This is a genomic window from Flavobacterium sp. P21, assembly GCF_050632225.1.
GTDB lineage: Bacteria > Bacteroidota > Bacteroidia > Flavobacteriales > Flavobacteriaceae > Flavobacterium.
Genome location: NZ_CP192585.1, coordinates 2,180,894 through 2,202,397 on the forward strand (window position 1 = coordinate 2,180,894; position 21,504 = coordinate 2,202,397).

Annotated in this window: 15 protein-coding genes and 3 pseudogenes; 16 read left to right on the plus strand and 2 right to left on the minus strand. The window is 36.4% G+C overall.

The genetic code is table 11. The features are described 5' to 3' along the window. Positions 1-50: 50 nt before the first annotated feature. The 4 genes from ACQ9BO_RS10805 to ACQ9BO_RS10820 all read left to right on the plus strand — a co-directional run bounded on the left by ACQ9BO_RS10805 (position 51) and on the right by ACQ9BO_RS10820 (position 4,451). Complete coding sequence (locus tag ACQ9BO_RS10805; RefSeq protein ID WP_431244705.1) at positions 51-833, plus strand: hypothetical protein; 783 nt, start codon at positions 51-53, stop codon at positions 831-833. A gap of 16 nt (positions 834-849) precedes the next feature. Further along, the gene (locus ACQ9BO_RS10810) at positions 850-2,037 is read left to right on the plus strand and encodes a hypothetical protein (protein ID WP_431244706.1); all 1,188 of its coding nucleotides are present in this window, start codon (positions 850-852) and stop codon (positions 2,035-2,037) included. Then, positions 2,003-3,742 (plus strand): T9SS type A sorting domain-containing protein, encoded by a 1,740-nt coding sequence (locus ACQ9BO_RS10815; protein WP_431244707.1) that lies wholly within the window; start codon positions 2,003-2,005, stop codon positions 3,740-3,742. The genes ACQ9BO_RS10810 and ACQ9BO_RS10815 overlap by 35 nt, the downstream gene beginning before the upstream one ends. Positions 3,743-3,950: 208 nt before the next feature. Continuing rightward, on the plus strand, positions 3,951-4,451 hold the full coding sequence (locus ACQ9BO_RS10820; protein ID WP_431244708.1) for a hypothetical protein: 501 nt from the start codon (positions 3,951-3,953) through the stop codon (positions 4,449-4,451). 68 nt (positions 4,452-4,519) lie between these two features. Here ACQ9BO_RS10820 and ACQ9BO_RS10825 read toward each other — a convergent pair. After that, positions 4,520-5,493, minus strand: a pseudogene (locus ACQ9BO_RS10825) (TerC family protein). Between the two features lie 256 nt (positions 5,494-5,749). Beyond that, positions 5,750-6,766, minus strand: a complete 1,017-nt coding sequence (locus tag ACQ9BO_RS10830; protein WP_431244709.1) for a glutamine synthetase beta-grasp domain-containing protein — start codon at positions 6,764-6,766, stop codon at positions 5,750-5,752. Between the two features lie 428 nt (positions 6,767-7,194). Between ACQ9BO_RS10830 and ACQ9BO_RS10835 the strand changes: the two genes are divergently transcribed. From ACQ9BO_RS10835 to ACQ9BO_RS10890, 12 genes and pseudogenes are all read left to right on the plus strand, one after another. Next, positions 7,195-9,384 carry a glutamine synthetase III gene (locus ACQ9BO_RS10835; protein ID WP_431244710.1) on the plus strand — a complete coding sequence of 730 codons (2,190 nt, stop codon included), beginning with the start codon at positions 7,195-7,197 and terminating at the stop codon, positions 9,382-9,384. Between the two features lie 396 nt (positions 9,385-9,780). Further along, the gene (locus ACQ9BO_RS10840; protein WP_431244711.1) at positions 9,781-10,404 is read left to right on the plus strand and encodes a hypothetical protein; all 624 of its coding nucleotides are present in this window, start codon (positions 9,781-9,783) and stop codon (positions 10,402-10,404) included. Positions 10,405-10,468: 64 nt separating this feature from the next. Continuing rightward, positions 10,469-10,951 (plus strand): hypothetical protein, encoded by a 483-nt coding sequence (locus ACQ9BO_RS10845; protein ID WP_431244712.1) that lies wholly within the window; start codon positions 10,469-10,471, stop codon positions 10,949-10,951. Between the two features lie 282 nt (positions 10,952-11,233). Further along, the gene (locus tag ACQ9BO_RS10850; RefSeq protein WP_431244713.1) at positions 11,234-11,692 is read left to right on the plus strand and encodes a CsgE family curli-type amyloid fiber assembly protein; all 459 of its coding nucleotides are present in this window, start codon (positions 11,234-11,236) and stop codon (positions 11,690-11,692) included. Positions 11,693-11,762: 70 nt separating this feature from the next. Further along, positions 11,763-12,230: a curli assembly protein CsgF gene (locus ACQ9BO_RS10855; protein WP_431244714.1), complete on the plus strand. Its 468-nt coding sequence runs from the start codon at positions 11,763-11,765 to the stop codon at positions 12,228-12,230. Positions 12,231-12,286: 56 nt separating this feature from the next. After that, entirely contained in the window at positions 12,287-13,663 is a 1,377-nt protein-coding gene (locus ACQ9BO_RS10860; protein WP_431244715.1) for a CsgG/HfaB family protein, read from the plus strand. Between the two features lie 73 nt (positions 13,664-13,736). After that, positions 13,737-15,215, plus strand: coding sequence for a carboxypeptidase-like regulatory domain-containing protein (locus tag ACQ9BO_RS10865; protein ID WP_431244716.1), 1,479 nt, complete (start codon positions 13,737-13,739; stop codon positions 15,213-15,215). Positions 15,216-15,404: 189 nt separating this feature from the next. After that, positions 15,405-16,584, plus strand: a pseudogene (locus ACQ9BO_RS10870) (AIR synthase related protein). 89 nt (positions 16,585-16,673) lie between these two features. Then, positions 16,674-17,030, plus strand: a complete 357-nt coding sequence (locus ACQ9BO_RS10875; RefSeq protein WP_431244717.1) for a hypothetical protein — start codon at positions 16,674-16,676, stop codon at positions 17,028-17,030. A gap of 418 nt (positions 17,031-17,448) precedes the next feature. After that, complete coding sequence (locus ACQ9BO_RS10880) at positions 17,449-18,057, plus strand: GNAT family N-acetyltransferase (protein ID WP_431244718.1); 609 nt, start codon at positions 17,449-17,451, stop codon at positions 18,055-18,057. A gap of 334 nt (positions 18,058-18,391) precedes the next feature. After that, positions 18,392-20,723: pseudogene (locus ACQ9BO_RS10885) on the plus strand (GH92 family glycosyl hydrolase). Positions 20,724-20,955: 232 nt separating this feature from the next. Further along, positions 20,956-21,399: a hypothetical protein gene (locus tag ACQ9BO_RS10890; protein ID WP_132990028.1), complete on the plus strand. Its 444-nt coding sequence runs from the start codon at positions 20,956-20,958 to the stop codon at positions 21,397-21,399. Positions 21,400-21,504: the final 105 nt, after the last annotated feature.

The following is a 21,504-nucleotide window of genomic DNA, read 5'->3' on the forward strand; positions in this document are numbered from 1 at the left end:
ATGGATGCGATGCAAAAGGCGAGATCCAAGGCAGTCCGACAGCGCCAAAATTGTGCGACGGCGGAACAGTGACAGTGACCTATAAAGTGACCGACAAATGCTACACTGCTACCATCAGCCGAGACTTCACCATCACAGCTCCGGCGGCCGTAACCCCTGAAGCTCCGACAGCAGTCAATGCCTCAGCCTGTGCGTATGCCGACCAGGCCGCATTGGATGCCGCTTTCGAGACCTTCAAAGCGGGCTTTAAGGTGAGCGGCGGATGCGATGCAAAAGGCGAGATCCAAGGCAGTCCGACAGCGCCGAAACTATGTGATGGAGGAACAGTGACAGTTACTTATAAAGTGACCGACAAATGCTATGAGCAAACCATCAGCCGAGACTTCACCATCACAGCTCCGGCGGCCGTAACCCCTGAAGCTCCGACAGCAGTGAATGCCTCAGCCTGCGCGTATGCCGACCAGGCCGCACTGGATGCTGCTTTCGAGACCTTCAAAGCGGGCTTTAAGGTGAGCGGCGGATGCGATGCAAAAGGCGAGATCCAAGGCAGTCCGATGGCTCCGAAACTATGCGACGGCGGAACAGTGACAGTGATCTATAAAGTTACCGACAAATGCTATGAGCAAACCATCAGCCGAGACTTCACGATCACAGCTCCGGCGGCCGTAACCCCTGAAGCTCCGACGGCAGTCAATGCCTCAGCCTGTGCGTATGCCGACCAGGCCGCATTGGATGCCGCTTTCGAGACCTTCAAAGCGGGCTTTAAGGTGAGCGGACGGATGCGATGCAAAAGGCGAGATCCAAGGCAGTCCGGTTGCTCCGAAACTATGTGATGGAGGAACAGTGACAGTGACCTATAAAGTTACCGACAAATGCTATGAGCAAACCATCAGCCGAGACTTCACCATCACAGCTCCATCAGCCGTAACCCCTGAAGCTCCGACGGCAGTGAATGCCTCAGCCTGCGCGTATGCCGACCAGGCCGCATTGGATGTCGCATTTGAGACCTTCAAAGCGGGCTTTAAGGTGAGCGGCGGATGCGATGCAAAAGGCGAGATCCAAGGCAGTCCGACAGCGCCGAAACTATGTGACGGCGGAAAAGTGACAGTGACCTATAAAGTTACCGACAAATGCTATGAGCAAACCATCAGCCGAGACTTCACCATTACAGCTCCATCAGCCGTAACCCCTGAAGCTCCAACAGCAGTGAATGCCTCAGCCTGCGCGTATGCCGACCAGGCCGCACTGGATGCTGCTTTCGAGACCTTCAAAGCGGGCTTTAAGGTGAGCGGCGGATGCGATGCAAAAGGCGAGATCCAAGGCAGTCCGACAGCGCCGAAACTATGTGACGGCGGAAAAGTGACAGTGACCTATAAAGTTACCGACAAATGCTATGAGCAAACCATCAGCCGAGACTTCACCATTACAGCTCCATCAGCCGTAACCCCTGAAGCTCCAACAGCAGTGAATGCCTCAGCCTGCGCGTATGCCGACCAGGTCGCACTGGATGCCGCTTTCGAGACCTTCAAAGCGGGCTTTAAGGTGAGCGGCGGATGCGATGCAAAAGGAGAGATCCAAGGCAGTCCGACAGCGCCAAAATTGTGCGACGGCGGAACAGTGACAGTTACTTATAAAGTGACTGATAAATGCTACACTGCTACCATCAGCCGAGACTTCACGATCACAGCTCCAGCGGCCGTAACCCCTGAAGCTCCGACGGCAGTGAACGCCTCAGCCTGTGCTTATGCCGACCAGGCCGCACTGGATGCTGCTTTCGAGACCTTCAAAGGGGGCTTTAAAGTGAGCGGAGGATGCGAAGCGAAAGGAGCAATCCAAGGCAGTCCGGTGGCTCCGAAACTATGCGATGGAGGCACAGTGACAGTGACCTATAAAGTGACCGACAAATGCTACGAGACTACAATCAGCCGAGACTTCACCATCACGGCTCCTGCGGCGGTAAGCACTGAAGCTCCGACAGCAGTGAACGCCTCAGCCTGTGCGTATGCCGATCAGGTCTGCTGTAAACGTCGCCTTTGAAACCTTCAAAGAAGGCTTTAAGGTGAGCGGAGGTTGTGATGCAAAAGGTGTATTTGTAGGCAGTCCAGTGGCGCCAAACTTATGTCAGGGTGGAACTACGAGTGTAAGTTACAAGATCACTGATAAATGTTATACCACTACAATCACTAAAAACTTCACTATTACCGTTCCTTCAGCGGTAAGCACTGAAGCTCCGACAGCAGTGAATTCCTCAGCCTGCGCTTATGTGGATCAAGCCGCATTGGATGCCGCTTTCGAGACCTTCAAAGCGGGCTTTAAAGTAAGTGGCGGATGCGATGCGAAAGGAGTCATCCAAGGCAGTCCGGTTGCACCGAAACTATGCGACGGCGGAACAGTGACAGTGACTTATAAAGTAACCGATAAATGTTATGAAACAACTATTAGCCGAGACTTCACTATTACTAAAGTTAATTTGCTTAATGTTTTGAGTCCTCCAAATAAAACTGTTGTTTGCGGTGAAGATCCAGATGGTGCATTTTTAGCATGGATTGCTGGATTTAAATTTACTGGAGGATGTGCTGGAAATGTTCAGGCTACAGATTTATCTCAATTTGTGAAACCTCAGGTAGGAACGGCATTAGTTATTGAATATGTTGTTTCGAACAGTTGTGAAACGATTAAAAAAGTATCAACATTTTTGATTACTCCATGTACAACTCCAATTTGCACTTACACCCAAGGAGCTTATGGAAGCCCTGGTGGTAATGCATGTGTAGGAGGACAATCTTATAATACCGTACAGCTTATTGCGAAAGCATTAAGTAGTTATCCAGGAGGAACAATGACAATTGGTTTAATTGGAAAATCTGTTTTAATATCTAACAATCAAACTGATATTAATGCTGTGATAGCAGTTCTACCAGGAGGAGGACCAAGTAAAGTGTTGGCAAATGGAAATCCTCATATTAGTGCATTGCCTGCATCGTATCTTAAAAAAGGAACGATTGATAATACCTTATTGGCTCAAACCATTACCTTAGGACTTAATTTAGGTATTGATAGTGAGTTAAGTAAATTCAAATTGCAGGCAGGTATATTGGCAGTTGCTCAACCTGAAGGTGGTTGCGGATCTAAAACTCCAAAAGTACGTTCTTGTAATCCTGACGGAACAGTAAGTAATGAATACAAATATTACACTATTCCGAATAATGTGGTTAGTAAACTAGCGGGAGATAAAACAGTTGGTGATTTGTTTAGCTTGGCTAATCAAGCATTGGGAGGCGGAAACACTTATGGACTTTCTCTTTCTGACATTGCAAGTTTGGTAGATTTGATAAATAATGCATTTGATGAATGTAGAATATCAATGGGATACAACATTCAGCCGCTTGCTTGTACTGCTACTCAAGGGTCAATAGTTACTCAGACACCTACTACTACAGAAACAGCTGTTGTAGAAAGCAATGCGAAAGAAAGTAAAAAACCTAGTTTTGATGCTTATCCTGTTCCATTCAAAGATAATATTACCATACGTTATAACTTTGATTATGCGAGCGATGTTAAAATTGAATTGTTTGATCTATCAGGAAAATTGTTAGCTTCAGAAACAGATACAAATTCTTATTTAGTAAAAGAATACAACTTTAATATTGATTTCTATGTTGGCAAATCTCAAGTTTACATTCTACAAATTACGACTAGTAAAGGCAGTAGTACTAAAAAAATCATTTCTGCCAGTAATTAATTAATTTATAAATCTTATTTAAAGCATCCGTTAAAAGCGGATGCTTTTTTTGAAAATTATTTTTTCTTTATCCTTTAATTATGTGTGTTTTACGAGTAAAACGATTTGTTAAATGTAGGTGAGATAAAAAAAATAAAGGAAAAATCATGTTTTTCTTTTTTTGGTTTGGTTTTTGGAATACCTTTATAAACTTTAAAAAACAAATATTATGAAAAAGATACTTACCTTATTTGCCATTGTTGGATTAATTGTGTTTTCAAGCTGTGAAGGACCGGAAGGGCCTCCCGGACCAACTGGAGTTAATGAAGTTTTTGAGGTCACTTTTGATTTTACTAGTGCTAATAATTACGGAAGGACATTTGTGCTTGATCCAGTTATAGCGAAAACTGACAATATTTTGGTCTATGAATTAGTTAATACTAATGACGGAATTGATGCATGGGCGCTATTGCCACAAGTATATTATTTCCCTAATGGAACTGCACAATATAATTTTGATTTTTCATTTGATCAATTTTCAATTTTTATAGATTCTAATCTTGCATTGAATTCTTTACCTTCTAGTTTTACAGCGAATAAAACATTTAGAGTTGTTATTATTCCAGGTGCTGTGTTTAGTAAATCGACTACTAAACCTGATTATTCTAATTATAATGAAGTTATTAAGAGATACAACATTGATGATTCAAATGTGAAAAAACTTAATTAAGTGAATTAACAAATAAAAAAAGGAAATCGCAAGATTTCCTTTTTTTATGTCTATATGTTTTACAAAGATTATTTCTCAGTTACATCTGAATCAGTCAATAGTTTTTCTTTTCCAAATTTAAGAGAAACTAAAACTCCCACTAAAAGTGATAATGCAATAAATCCTAAAGAAGCCCATTCTGGAACTTCAATCCAATCATGGAGAAGCATTTTTAATCCTACGAAAGCTAAAATCGCAACTAAACTATATTCCAAATAACTGAATTTTGCCAACATATTTGCCAAGAAGAAATACATAGAACGTAATCCTAGAATAGCAAAAATATTAGAACTGAATACTAAAAACGGATCTTTAGTAATGGCTAGAATTGCTGGAACGCTGTCAACTGCAAATAAAACGTCCATTACTTCAATTACAATCAACGCTACAAATAATGGCGTTGCGACTTTTTTGCAGTTTTGGTCGAAATAAAAAATTTCTCGCCATCCATTTCAGAGGTAATTGGCATAACTTTTCCTAATATTCTATATATAAAAGAATCTTTTGGGTGAAAATCTTCATCGTCGCCAGAAAATAACATTTTTACAGCTGTAAAAATTAAGAATGCACCAAATAAATACGTTGTCCAAGTAAATTTATTAATCAGCATTACGCCAAAGAAAATCATCAAGCCGCGGAAAACTATTGCGCCTAAAATTCCCCAAAACAAAACACGATGCTGGTATTTTTGCGGAATTTTGAACGAAGCAAAAATAATTGCAATCACAAAAATGTTGTCTACGCTCAGTGAGAGCTCAATCAGATAACCCGTGATAAACTTCATTGAAGCTACTGCAGGTTGCAGTTTGTCAGGATTTGCAATATAATCTGTAGTGTAAAGCCAATAGATTACTCCCGAAAACAAAAAAGATAATGTAACCCAAATCAAGGTCCATTTGCTGGCTTCTTTGGTGCTAATAATATGAGGAGTTTTGTTGAAGACACCAAGGTCTAAAGCAAGAATAAAAACTACAGCAAGTAAAAAGAGTGACCAGACTATCATAACAATTTTTTTTAATGATCTACAAAGATAAGTTTTGAAGTTTAAATTAAAAATTATTTATAAGAAAGGTATTCTTAATAATTGTTTATTGTTAATTGTTGGTTGTTGGTGTTGGTTGTTGGAACTTTGTCAAAGTTGTTGCTGTTGAACCCGACAGGTTTTTAAAACCTGTCGGGTTTAATCAGGAATATTAATAGCATAAAAAAAGTGCCAACAATTAAGTTGGCACTTTTTAGAATATAATTTAAGCTTTGAATTATAGCGCTGATTTAACAGTTTTGATAATTCTTGCGGCAATTTTGTAAGGGTCTCCGTTTGAAGCTGGTCTTCTGTCTTCCAACCAACCTTTCCAACCTTTTTGAACAGTCATCAAAGGAATTCTGATAGAACATCCTCTGTCTGAAACTCCATAAGAGAAATCGTTGATAGAAGCAGTTTCGTGCTTACCAGTTAAACGTTGCTCGTTGTAAGCTCCGTAAACAGCAATGTGCTCTTTAGTAACAGGACGGAAAGCCTCGCAGATTTTCTCATAAGTTTCTTGAGAACCACAAGTTCTAAGAACTGAGTTAGAGAAGTTAGCGTGCATTCCAGAACCATTCCAGTCTGTATCTCCTAGAGGTTTTGGGTGATATTCAATATAATAGCCATATTTCTCAGTCAAACGATCTAATAAGTAACGAGCAACCCAGATTTCATCTCCAGCTTTTTTAGCTCCTTTAGCGAATAATTGGAATTCCCATTGTCCGCAAGCAACCTCTTGGTTGATTCCTTCAAAGTTGATTCCAGCGACGATACATAAATCAGCATGCTCTTCAACTAATTTTCTACCGTGAGTGTTTTTTCCACCTACTGAACAGTAGTACATCCCTTGTGGAGCAGGGTATCCTCCAACTGGGAAACCAAGTGGAAGTTGAGTTTTAGTATCCATGATGAAATACTCTTGCTCGAATCCGAACCAGAAATCATCATCTTCATCATCAATTGTAGCTCTTCCGTTAGATGGGTGTGGAGTTCCGTCTGCATACATAACTTCAGACATTACTAACCATCCATTGATACGAGTTGGATCTGGATAAATTGCAACAGGAACTAAAAGACAGTCAGAAGAACCACCTTCAGCTTGTTTAGTTGACGAACCATCAAATGACCAGTTTCCAAGTTCTTCTAATGTTCCTTTGAAATTTTCGTGCTCTTCAACTTTAGTTTTACTTCTAAGATTTTGAGTTGGCTCGTATCCATCTAACCAAATGTACTCTAACTTAATTTTAGCCATAATAATATAAATTTATTTTTTTTGTTTTTTCGCTGGGTCAAATATAGATTTATTTTTTTACTCCTAAAAATTAGGGGGCTATTTTGTTTTGCAGAGTATAATTTTTTAGAGAAGCGTAATTTTGGTAGGGGTATATTTTTAAAAAAGCAATTTTAGACGGGTATAAAAAATAAATTCGTAATAATTAAGGGCTATTTTTGAATTTTTGAGTTAAGGAATTATGAAAAAATGTTTATTTAATAGAGAATATTGCTGTTAATTGTTATATTTCTTCAAATGCCTTTGCTTATTCTCTGAAAAAAGACTGATCTGTTGAGAATTCATAGCTCAAAAAACTCAAATTTATATTCTGAACAGGCACTTTTATTGTTTATATTTGTTCTTCATTTTTTTTATGAAAATTAGTACGAATTAAAACTTTACATACCATGTCAACATTACGTTTCCAAGCTTTACAACAAGCTTCAAACAGAAAGCCGGTGCATTTTGAAGAAATTGGTCGAAAATCAAATCTTTTCGGATCAAATGTGTTTAACGAAAAAGCGATGAAGCAGTACTTGACTTCAGATGCATTAAAAGGAGTAAGAGATGCCATTCAGCATGGAACTAAAATCGACAGAAAACTGGCAGATTATATTGCTATGGGAATGAAAGAGTGGGCTTTGTCTAAAGGTGTGACGCATTATACGCACTGGTTTCAGCCTCTTACAGGAACAACTGCAGAAAAACACGATGCTTTTTTTGAAACTTCATATGATGGAAGTGAATCTGTAGAGAAATTTGGCGGTGCGCAATTAGTGCAACAAGAACCAGACGCATCTAGTTTCCCGAATGGAGGAATCCGTAATACATTTGAAGCGAGGGGATATACCGCTTGGGATCCAACTTCGCCAGCATTTATATATGGTACAACTTTATGTATTCCTACAGTTTTTATCGCTTACACTGGTGAAGCTTTAGATAATAAAATTCCATTATTAAGAGCATTATCGGCAATTGATGAAGCCGCGACCGAAGTTTGTCGCTATTTTGATAAAAACGTAAAAAAGGTAACTGCAACTTTGGGTTGGGAGCAGGAATATTTCCTAATTGATAAAGCTTTGGCAAATTCTCGTCCAGATTTGATGATGACTGGAAGAACATTATTAGGACATACATCTGCAAAAGGACAGCAGTTAGACGATCATTATTTTGGATCGATTCCAACTCGTGCTCTTACTTATATGAGAGATTTGGAGCAAGAATGTATGTTGTTGGGAATTCCGGTAAAAACGCGTCACAATGAGGTTGCACCAAATCAGTTTGAATTAGCGCCAATTTTTGAAGAAACAAATCTTGCAGTTGACCACAACTCTTTATTAATGGATGTAATGCAGAGAGTTGCTGAGCGTCATGATTTTAAAGTTTTATTCCATGAAAAACCATTTAAAGGAGTAAACGGTTCTGGAAAACACAATAACTGGTCGTTAGCTACAGATACTGGCGTTAATTTATTGAGTCCGAGCAAAACGCCAATGAGTAATTTACAGTTTCTGACTTTCTTTATTAATACAATCAAAGCGGTAAACGACAACGAAACTTTATTGAGAGCATCAATCGCAACTGCGAGCAACGATCACAGGTTAGGAGCAAACGAAGCACCGCCAGCAATTATGTCGGTTTTCATTGGAGCGCAATTAACTAAAGTTTTATCTGAACTAGAAAGTGTAACAACAGGAAAACTTTCTCCAGAAGAAAAAACAGATCTTAAATTAAACGTTGTTGGAAAAATTCCAGACGTATTATTAGATAACACAGACAGAAACAGAACTTCGCCTTTTGCCTTTACAGGAAACAAATTTGAGTTTAGAGCTGTAGGTTCAAATTCAAACTGTTCAAATGCAATGACAACTTTGAATGCGATTGTTGCCAAACAATTAATCGATTTTAAGAATGAAGTTGAAAACTTGATTGAAAATAAAGACATGAAAAAAGATGATGCTATCTTTAATGTCTTGAGAGAATATATCAAACAATCTAAAAAAATTCTTTTTGAAGGCGACGGTTATAGCGAAGCTTGGGAAAAAGAAGCGACAAAAAGAGGTTTGAGCAATTTTAAAACAACTCCAGAAGCAATTAAAGCAAAAGTTTCAAAACAAGCTTTGACCTTATTTGAAGAATTAGGAATCTTTAATCACGTGGAGGCCGAAGCACGCTACGAGATTGAATTAGAAGAATATACTAAGAAAATCCAAATCGAAGGAAGGGTTTTAGGCGATATCGCTAGAAACCATGTAATTCCTACGGCGATTCGATATCAAAACACTTTAATTGAAAATGTAAAAGGATTGAAAGAAATTTTCGCAAAAGATTTTGAAGCATTAGCCAAAGAACAAATTGTTTTGATTAAAGAAATTTCAGGACATATTGAAGGAATTAATTCAAAAGTATTGGCAATGACTAATGAAAGAAAGAAAGCCAATCAACTCACTGATGCGCAAAAAATGGCGGAGGCATATTGTAATAAGGTAAAACCGTATTTCGAGGATATCCGCAATCACTGTGATAAATTAGAATTACTAGTAGATGATGAAAGCTGGACTCTGACTAAATACAGAGAGTTGCTGTTTACGAAATAATATTCTCAAAATTTAGATAAAAACCTGTCTTAAAAAGACAGGTTTTTTTGGCAATATGTTAAAAATGACTATTTTTTTAACATTTTATTAACGCCTCACAAGTCTTTGTAAGTAAATAAATTGCTATAACTAAGTTTTTTCGTACTAATAAAAAAGGTAAAAACAGCAGTTCGTCGAGATAGTTTTACAGTTTGTCGAAAAGTAGGTTAAGTTGCTGTAAAATAAGTATTTATACCCGTTTTGGTTTTCTGTAAGTTTTCTAATTTTGAAAAAAGAAATCAGAAAATAACCCCAATTTTCATCTCAGATTTCATTAAAAACGATTCCCCAATTTTTGCTCCCCAAATTACAACCTGCATAATAATTTGTATTAATAACCAATTAAATATATTTATTATGAAAAAAGTAATTTTAAGCATCTCCGCGATGCTAGTGGTAGGTATTGCCTTTGCGCAAAACAATGTGAGTGATGTAGACCAAGCTGGTTTATTAAATGGTGCATTAGTAGTTCAAGTTGGTGAAGACAATATGTCTGATGTAGACCAAATTGGTATTGCAAACGTTGCTCTTGTTGGGCAATATGGGGAAGACAACGAATCTACAATTCTTCAATTAGGAGCAGGAAATCTTGCTGTCGTAACTCAAATTGGAGATGATAATGATTCAAATATTTTCCAAGGATTCTGGGTTGGAAATCAAGCTTATGTAACTCAGTTTGGAGCAGACAACTCTTCTGATATCTTTCAACTTGGTGATTTCAATACAGCTTCTTCTACTCAAGTAGGCTGGTTGAATAATGAGGCAACAATTCAGGTAGGATTTGGAAATGATGCTTCTACTGAACAATATGGAATATTCAATAATGCTTTGACAATTCAAGCAGGATGGTTTAATACTTCTAGCATTGAACAGTACGGAATCGCAAACTTCATGACTACAGCACAATTTGGATGGGGCCATGACAGCACTGTCACTCAAGTTGGAGCACTTAACGGAAGCTTAGTAATCCAATCTAACTAAAACAAACCAGAAGAAGGAAGAACTAGATATATCAGTTCTTCCTTTTTTTATTATTTCAAAAGTTATGAAAGCTGTACTAATCCTATTTTTTCTTTTCACAGGAATTATATTCTCACAATCAATTGATGGAAATGTAAATGATTATGTTATAGCCATGAATGAATCAAACAATCGCAATCAAAATCAGAATACCAATCAATATATTATAAGTCATAACATAGTCAAAATTACTCAAATTGGCAGTTATAATCAGGCTAATTTAACTATTATCAGTAACAATGCTAATGTGACTGCACAGCAAACGGGTAATAATAACTATATGAATGTCTACAAAAAAGCAGACGAAATAAATCAATCTTATATACAGTCAGGTAATAATAATTATATAAGTGATGTTTCATTGTACTCCCGAGGAGTCGAATCGATGAAGGTCAATCAAGAAGGCAATAATTTAACGATTTTCAGTACAGGATCAAATTCAATATCCAGGGATATGATCATCAATCAGTCTGGAAATTCTGGTACAATTTACGTATTCAATCGCTAGGATCATGAAAAGGTATCTAAACATAATTGTTGTAGTTTTTGTTATTTTTTTTCTGAAAACGGGTTTTCGCAGACGGAGTATAATAAGGAGGTAAAAGCTAAAATTGAAGTTAAGGAAATCGAGAATTTATTATTTATAACCGGAACTGCAGAAAATTTAAAATCAGAGTTTAAGAATATTTCATATAAACTAAGCGTATTCAAAAAAAACAAATCAAATTCAAATAAATCAACTAATGCACAAGACGGAAGAGTAACACTTGAACCAATCCAAAGGGTAGAATTGTCTAAAACGCAAATCAATTATACCAAACAGGATGAAGTGATTGTAATGTTGCTGATTTATGATGAAAAAAATGCCATAATTGGTAAAGACCGAATTGTTTTTAATGAAGAAACTGAATCAGACGCAGGAAAATCTTTCCCTGTTGACGGCATCGAAATGGTTGGAATAGTCGCCAATGATGCCAAAACAAAATTAGGAAATGATTTTTATGATATGTTTTATGCACAATATTCAAAACTGAAAATTCATACTACCAAAATCGTAACGGTTCAAGAAGAACTGACTTTTGGACGCACAACCAAAATTACAATCTTAGTTGATAGTGATATTATTGAGGAGTTTATTTCGCGTCCTGACGAAGATTTTTTAAAATACATGGCAGATTCAGCCTCTCAAAAGCTATTCAAGTATTTTAAAGATCTAGAAAAGCAAAACAAAATGATTACTCAATACTAAGTTTTCAATTGAGTATATTTTTCCGATAAAGAGTTTACCATTTAATGTTCAAACTAAAAAAAGTATCTATATGAAAACTATAGCATTACTCGTTTGCTTGTTCGGTTTTAGTACAATATCAATTGCACAAAACCTTCAATATAAAGTCGCCAATCCAAATTTTGGAGGAGATACTTTCAACTATAATTGGCTTTTAAGCTCGGCTCAAGCTCAGAATGATTATAAGGAAGACACTGGTTCGCAGTATAAACAGCAGACAGATTTGGAGCGTTTCAAAAGCAATTTGAACAACCAATTGCTAAACAGGCTTTCAAATTCATTATTCGAAAATCAATTTGGAAGCAGTACCGGCACAGGAAGCGGAACTGGAACGGGAACAGGTACCGGTACGGGCACAGGAACTGGCACACTTTCTCCTGGAACTTATGTTTTTGGAACGTTGTCAGTAGACATTTACCATTCTAATTTAGGATTGGTGGTTGATGTTTTAGATACAGAAACTGGTGAGCAGACACAAGTAATTCTTCCAGGACAATAAAATTTATTGTTCAAAGTAAAAGTAAGGTTCAAGTATTATTGTAAATAATTGAGATTATGAATAAAAGTCCCCTTTTTCTATTTTTATTAATTTGCCTATTTTCAGGATGTGGAGCATATTTTAATCAGCCTGTTGGAGTGCAGAAAGCGGTATATGGAGAAAATACTCCTGCCACTGCCAAATTGGTAGAAATGCCCAAGCCCAAAGAGCAAATTGTTGTGGGTGTTTATAAATTTAAAGACCAGACAGGACAATACAAGCCTACTGAGCTAGGAAGTACCTTCAGTACAGCTGTAACGCAAGGAGCAACTTCTATTTTGATAAAAGCTTTACAAGATTCAAAATGGTTTATTCCTATTGAGCGTGAAAATCTGGGGAATCTTTTAAATGAAAGAAATATTATTCGTTCTACGCGCCAAGAGTATGCGTCAAAAACAGAACCAAATGAGGCAGTTTTAACCCCGCTTTTATTTGCCGGAGTTTTGTTGGAAGGTGGAATTATTTCTTATGATACAAATATAATTACAGGTGGTTTTGGTGCCAGATATTTTGGAGCTGGAGGTTCTACTCAATATAGACAAGACCGAGTAACAGTGTATTTGAGACTAGTATCAACTTCAAACGGAAAAATCTTAAATACGGTTTATGTTTCAAAAACCATTCTCTCACAAAGTATTGATGCAAGTTTGTTCAGATATGTGAATTTAAACAGGCTTTTGGAAGTTGAAACTGGTTTTACAAGAAACGAACCAATCCAGATGGCGGTTACAGAAGCAATTGAAAAAGCCGTTGAAGGACTAATTGTTGACGGAATAAAAGATAAACTTTGGGAAGTAAATGCACCGCAAAAACAAATCGACGATTTTGTGGCTGAATATGACAAAGAAAAAAACGAAGCCGATTTAGCACAATTATATAACAGAAATTTAAGCGAAAACAGAAGAGCGAGATTTGGCATAGAAGCGGTAGGAGGAACGGCGATTATGCAAGGCGATTATCCAAATCCCAAGCCTATGCCAATGGTAAGAGGAGCAATTAAATTCTTTTTCTCTCCAACATTTAATCTAAGTGCTTCCTCAAATGCTTTTCAGGTGGCAAATCGAAATTATATGGATTATGGCTATTTGTCTTTAGATCTTAATCTGGAATGCATCATATTGCCCCGTGACGTTTTTTCTCCTTTTGTTTTTGCAGGAACCGGATTTGAATTTGATCATCATAGAGAAAATTTTCACAGCAAAGTGCAATTTGGAGCAGGAGTCGAATATCTTGTCTCGCCCCATGTCGGAATCAAAATGTATGGCGAGTTCAATGCCGCATTCAGCGATAATGTCGATCATCTCGTCGCTGGCGTCAGGGATGATTATTTTTACCGCATAGGTCTTGGAATGACATATTACTTTCCTAAAAAAACAAATTATAAGAAAAAATAAGCGACCTTTTGATCTTTAATAATTAATGATTAAAGGATTAAATCAATATAAGTTTAATAAAATTCAGTCTCAAATGAAAATAGGATTAAAAATTTTGGCGTGCTTTTTTCTTTTAATTTCTTGCAGTGAAGAGCAGTTTGATAACACAGGAACTGGTTCAATTAAAGGAAGAGTTGTTGATGTCCGTACATATACTGGAATCGAAAATGCTCGTGTGTCTTCGAGTCCAACAACGAGCACAGTATATACTGATAAGGACGGATATTTTAAAATAGACAAAATACCAGCAGGGAAATATGCATTTCAGGCCCAAAAAGATGGTTTCATTGCCAGATTTGTACCAGGTACAATAGAAAAAGATATTGAAATTGAAGTTATTTTTGAGCTAGAAATATCAACAGCGACTAATAAACCGCCAGAAATTCCGGTACTTACATCGCCTATCGACAATTCTACCGGACAAGCTTTAAGCCTTGACCTGACTTGGACTGCAAAAGACCCTGAAGGCGATCCGTTGACTTATACAGTGACGGTAAAAAACGGAACTACAGATGAAGTGAAAACGTATTCAGATCTTAAAACAACAACTTTAAATATCAAGGATTTAAGTTTCAGTACTAAATATTACTGGCAAGTAAGTGTTGATGACGGAATCAACAAGCCTATAAATAGTGTCACAAATTCGTTTAGAACATTGGCTTTCCCGAATCCGAGATACATGTATGTCAAAAAAATAAAAAACAACAATGTAATTTTTACTGCTGATGATGCCGGAAATGAACTTCAATTGTCTTCAGCAGAGGTGAATAGTTTCAGACCAAGAAAAAATTTAAGCATTAACCGAATTGCTTATATCAGCACTGACGGATCATTGAATCAAATTTTCAGTATGAATCCGGATGGTACAGATGTGCGAAAGATTACCAATTTTGTTCCGATAGCAGGTTTCAATATGGACAATGTGAGTTATTCCTGGAGTACAAATGGAAGTCAATTGATTTATCCAAATTTTGACAAACTCTACCGCATAAACGCTGATGGATCTGGATTGGTACAATTGTTTAAAACACCAAACGGCAAATTTATTTCAGAATGCGAATGGAGTCGAGATGGAAGCCAAATTATCCTAAAAGTAAATGATGTTTCAGGTTATAGCGTCGAAATTTATGCTATAGATATGAGCGGAACTGTATTATATACGGTACTTTCTGGAGTCACCGGAGGTGCAAGCGGAATTGATATTTCGATTGATAATAAAAGAGTCGTTTACGCCAGAGATGTCTCCGGATTTGAAAATGCAGATTACAGACGTTTAGATTCCAGAATATTCATTTATACAGTTGCAACAAATACATCGGCAGAATTGTCATCAGGTAAAGAAAATGGTTTCAACGACCTCGATGTGAAATTTTCGCCAAATGAAGCAAAAGTCATTTTTGTAAATACCTCTAATGATGGGCTTTCAGCTAAAAATATACAAACTGTCAGCACAACCGACGACAGTACAAGGACAACTTTGTTCCAAAATGCGTCGATGCCTGACTGGAAATAAAAATATCATAATCTTCGAATAATTTTGATGTCAAAAAATCGGCAGTTTGCTCACTGTCGATTTTTTTATAAAATGAATAATCGTAATGCAGAAGATTAAGTTCTAATAAAATCTAATTTTAAATTGGTATAAACCCAAGAATTAAAAAATCTAATTATCTTTGCACCACATCAACACAAACTAAGTTTCATGAGTTCAGATTCTAGCAAAAGGTACGCACAAAGAGGTGTTTCGGCATCAAAAGAAGACGTACACAACGCAATAAAAAATATTGATAAAGGTTTATTTCCACAGGCATTCTGCAAAATTGTTCCAGATTATCTTACCCAAGATTCAGAACATTGCTTGATTATGCATGCTGACGGCGCCGGTACAAAATCATCATTAGCATATATGTATTGGAAAGAAACTGGAGATCTTTCAGTTTGGAAAGGAATCGCTCAAGATGCTCTGATCATGAATATTGACGATTTATTATGTGTTGGAGCAACAGATAATATTCTACTTTCTTCAACTATCGGAAGAAATAAAAATTTAATTCCAGCTGAGGTAATTTCTGCAATCATCAATGGAACAGAAGAATTAATCAACGAATTAAAATCTTTTGGCGTTACCATTCATTCAACAGGTGGTGAAACTGCTGATGTTGGAGATGTTGTTCGTACCATTATCGTCGATTCTACTGTGACGGCAAGAATGAAACGCAGCGACGTTGTTGATAATGCGAATATTCAAGCTGGCGATGTAATTGTTGGTTTGGCTTCATTTGGTCAAGCAACTTATGAAAAAGGTTATAACGGCGGAATGGGTAGCAACGGACTTACTTCTGCTCGTCACGATGTATTCGGAAAATATTTGGCTAAAAAATACCCAGAAAGCTACGATGCTGACAGTTCCAGAAGAATTGATTTATTCAGGACAAGTTAATTTGACTGATGAAGTAGAAAACAGCCCAATCAACGCTGGACAATTAGTGCTTTCGCCAACAAGAACTTATGCACCAATCATCAAGAAAATTTTAGATAAATACACTCCAAAAGATATTCACGGAATGGTACACTGCAGTGGTGGCGCACAAACTAAAATTTTGCATTTCGTAAAAGATTTGCACATTATCAAAGATAATTTATTTCCAGTTCCGCCATTGTTCAAGTTAATCCAAGAACAATCAAAAACAGATTGGAAAGAAATGTACCAAGTTTTTAACTGTGGACACAGAATGGAGCTTTACGTTCCAGAAAGCATTGCGCAAGATATTATTGAGATTTCAAAATTTTTCAATGTTGATGCACAAATCGTTGGTAGAGTAGAAGTAGCAGATACTAAAAAACTTACTATTTCAAGCGAATACGGAACATTTGAATATTAAATTTTTTCTGTAGAGGCGCACAGCAGTGCGTCTTTCGTGATTTTAGACGTACTGCTGTGCGTCTCTACAATTTATAAAACGCCAGAATTATGTACGAACTGCTTTTTTGGAGATATTTAGATGAAATTTACCTGAATAATCAGGAAGTTTACGAAGCTCTTATTGAGAAAGAAGAGATACAAGGACTTGCAGTTCTTCCGATCGATGTAATTATCAACCGAATTAATTCCGTTTTTTCAAAATGGGAAAGAGTTGATGAAAACAGCTGGAAAAATAATGCTGGAAGAGGCGCTTTTCAAGTAATTACAACACCGCAGAGTGTTAAAATTGACTGTTATGGCACCGAAGGCAAAACCATGAATCAATTGGTTTCGATAATGGAAGAATTCAAATGCCCGTTATACGATCCGCAAGTTCCGGAGCGTTACGATGAAATGAGCGAATAGTTTTTTCAGATTTTTGTAAAATATCGTATAAAAGGAAAGTCCCTATGGGACTTTTTTTATTTTGGAATTTGTTTTTTCTACCAATATTTTACTCCTATCGGAGTACACAAATTATAATAAATATCTGGTAGAGATTGCATATTGGTATTTGCTTTTTACCAATATGACTATACAAATTACAATAAATATCTTGTAGAGATTATATATCGGTAGAAAAAATGATATGCAATTTTTATTTGTCCCGTAGGGACTTTATATTTATAGACTACCAATATTTTGCTCGTAATGGATTACACAAATGATGGTAAATATCTCGTAGAGATTACATATTGGTAGAAAAAATGATTTGCGATTTTTATTTGTCCCGTAGGGACTTTATATTTATAGACGAAAATAATTTAATAACGAAAAATAAATTATGAATAAAATATCAAATTTCAATTTCTCAGACAATATAATTTTAGAAGATGATTTCGTTTTACTGCGTCCACTTCAAGAATCAGATGTTGAAAATCTGTTAGAAATTTCTATCAACGAACCAGAAACTTGGAAATACTCTTTAGTTGGTGCTGAAGGAAAAGAAAATTTGGTTAATTATATTCAATTGGCAATAAAAGCAAGGGAATGCAAAAAAGAATTTCCGTTTATCGTTTTCGACAAAAAATCTCAAAAATATGCAGGTTCTACGCGCTTTTACGACATAAATATTGAATTTCAAACACTGCAATTAGGCTACACATGGTACGGATTTGCTTTTAGAGGCACCGGACTAAACAAACACTGTAAATTTCTTTTGTTCCAGTTTGCCTTTGAAACTTTAGGGATGGAACGTGTGGAACTTCGTGCCGACAATAATAATGAGCGCAGTATTGCCGCAATGAAGAGCATTGGCTGTAAAGTCGAAGGTATTTTAAGAAGCAATATGCCAACAAGAGATAGCAATATTCGACGTGATTCAATAGTTTTAAGCATCCTTAAAAACGAATGGTTTGATGAGGTAAAAGAAAACCTTAAAAACAAACTATAATAAAAAAGAGCCAACGGCTCTTACTATTTTTAAACCGGACTGAAGTCCGGCCCTACAATATAAACCATTCCTTCGGAACTTTTTTTGATTGTATATGTTTTTTCAATCGATCGCATTTTTTCATAGAATCAAAAAAATGAACAGAATCATTGTAAAGAGCCGTTAGGCTCGATTCATATTGTAGGGCCGGACTTCAGTCCGGTTTACATTGCGGTAAAATTTATATTTTTTAAAAGCATTTTTTATTGTATTTTTCTGAACCAAAAATCAGGTAAATCGTTTTAGAAACTTCTTGATTTTTTTGGATAAAACATAATGATTAAAAAAATACCCAATGAATAAAATAAATTGCAAAAACCTTCTTTTCGGATTCTCATTTTTGATACTTGGAATCACTTCAAATACGCAGAAAAAAACAGCTGAAAAACGAAATTTAATTCAGTATGTGGATCCAATGATTGGAACAGCAAGAATGGGGCATACCTATCCAGGTGCAACAGTTCCTTTTGGAAGTGTTCAGCTAAGTCCAGAAACTGATACAATCGCTTACGGTTTGAATGGAAAATACAATGGAGAAGTGTATAAATATTGCGCAGGCTATCAATATGAAGACAAGACAATTGTAGGCTTCAGTCATACCCATTTCAGTGGAACAGGACATTCAGATTTAGGTGATTTTTTGATTATGCCTACGACAGGAAAACTGCAATTGAATCCGGGCGTGGCTTCAAAACCACTGTCAGGCTATAGATCTGCATTTTCACACACTACTGAAAAAGCTGAACCAGCATATTATAGTGTTTTCTTAGAAGATCATAAAATTAAAGCTGAATTGACTGCAACAACAAGAGTAGGTATGCATCAATATACTTTTCCAAAGGCAAATGATGCGCATATTATTTTGGATTTGACTTCAGGAATTTACAATTATGATAAGAAAAACGTTTGGACATTTGTTCGTGTAGAAAATGATACTTTGATAACAGGTTATCGTCAGACAAACGGTTGGGCGCGTACAAGAACAGTTTATTTTGCAATGTCTTTCAGCAAACCAATTAAAAGCTACGGACAAGCGGCTCAAGAAAAAAGTGTTTACAGAGGTTTCTGGGGAAGATTTGATCAAACGAAAAATTTTCCAGAAATGGCTGGACAAAACTTAAAATTGTTCTTTGATTTTAATACCGAAGAAGGCGAAAAAATTAAAATAAAAATGGCTTTATCACCAGTAAGTTCGGCTGGAGCATTAGAAAATATGAAAAAAGAAGTTCCGGGTTGGGATTTCGAAAAAGTAAAAAAACAAAGTCAGGAAGTTTGGAACAACGAATTGAACAAAATTCAGATAGAAGCTATTCAAAAAGAAGATTATGTAAACTTTTATACCGCAATGTATCATGCCTTTTTAGGTCCAACAGAATATATGGATTTGGATGGAAATTATAAAGGGCTGGATATGAATGTTCATAAAGCTGAAAAATTTAAAAATTATACCAGTTATTCATTATGGGATACGTATCGTGCTCTGCATCCTTTCTTTAATATTATACAACCAACTCGCAACGCAGATATGGTGAGTTCAATGTTGGCGCATTCGGATCAAAGTGTACATAAAATGCTTCCGATTTGGTCACATTATGCTAATGAAAATTGGTGTATGATTGGTTATCATTCTGTTTCAGTAGTTGCCGATGCAATTGTAAAGGGAAATGTGAATTTTGATGCTGAAAAAGCGCTTCAAGCATGTGTCAATACTGCAAAAGTTCCTTATTACGACGGATTAGAATATTATATGAAAATGGGTTATGTTCCTGAAGATAAAAACGGTTCTTCGGTTTCAAAGACTTTAGAATACGCATACGATGATTGGGCAATTGCGCAAGCGACAAAGAAATTAGGAAAGATTGATATTTATAATGAATTCATCGCGAGGTCTCAGAATTATAAAAATGTGTATGATGAAAAAACTGGATTCATGCGTCCGAAATTAAATGACGGAACTTTCAAAAAGAATTTGATCCATTAGACACACATGGACAAGGTTTTATTGAAGGGAATTCATGGAATTATAGTTTATACGTGCCACAAGATCCTGCGGCAATGATTAAATTGATGGGCGGAAACGACAAATTTGGCGTTCGTTTAGATTCATTGTTTAATATGCATTTGCCTGACAAATATTTCGAAAATACAGAAGATATCACAAGAGACGGAATTATCGGAAATTATGTTCATGGAAATGAGCCTTCGCACCATGTTGTGTATTTATACAATTGGACAAATTCGCCTTGGAAAGCGCAAGACAAAATCAGAATGATTTTGAAAAAAATGTATAGAAATGGTGCTGATGGTTTAGGCGGAAATGATGATTTTGGTCAAATGAGCGCTTGGTATATTTTTAGCAGTTTAGGTTTTTATCCAGTTGCGCCAGGCTCTGATGAATATGCATTAGGAAGCCCGCTGGTAAAAAATGCGGTTTTCAATTTAGAAAATGGAAAAAACTTTGAAGTTGAAACCGTAAACCAATCCGATAAAAATGTATTTGTTTCGAAAGTGCTTTTAAATGGAAAGGAACTTTCAAAACCTTTTTGAAGCATTCTGATGTGATGAATGGCGGAAAAATTACTTTTTATATGAGCAACAAGCCGAATAAGAAGAATTATCAAAATTAAGATGGGCCACAGATTATACTGGTGTAATAGATTTATGCAGGTTTATTCTATTGTCGCCCTGAGCGAAGTCGAAGGGCTTATATGACCAAAAAGGGCTTTGACTCCGCTCAGCCTGACAAAAAGGGTAAATCAACCAATTATCACAAGATTAAAATTCGAGAAATTTGTGCAATTCGTGGCGAATAACAAAAAAACTTCACGAAATTTGCATTTCAAATAAAGAAAACAAACTATGAAAATAAATCTAAAATCAGGAATTGACAAATTGCTTTTCGGAATGAAGCAGAACGATGTAACGGCTGTTTTAGGAAAACCTGATAAAAACTATAAAGATGAAGACGAAAATGTGATTTTTGTGTACAATGCACATAAAATCAGATTGACTTTTTATCAAGAAGAAGATTTTAAATTTGGTTATGCAGTAGCTTCAAGCAATGATCTAGAAGTTTTTGGATTCAAATTAATCGGAAGAAAAATTGCCGATGTAAAGAAAGATTTGGCAACAAAAGGAATTACAAAATTCAATCAAGAGACTTTTGACACTTTTGAAAATTACTTCAACGAAGACAATTGGTTCATCCTTCAGACTGAATTTGACGAAGTTGTAAAATTCGAAATAGGTGCGATCATCAATGATAAAGACGAATTTGACTGGAAGTTTCCTGTGAAGAAGTAAAAAACATAAAGTTTGTCAGGCTGAGCGAAGTCGAAGCCACGCAAACCGAATCACTTTGTGAGACTTCGACTTCGCTCAGTCTGACACTCGAGACAGCTCAAAATT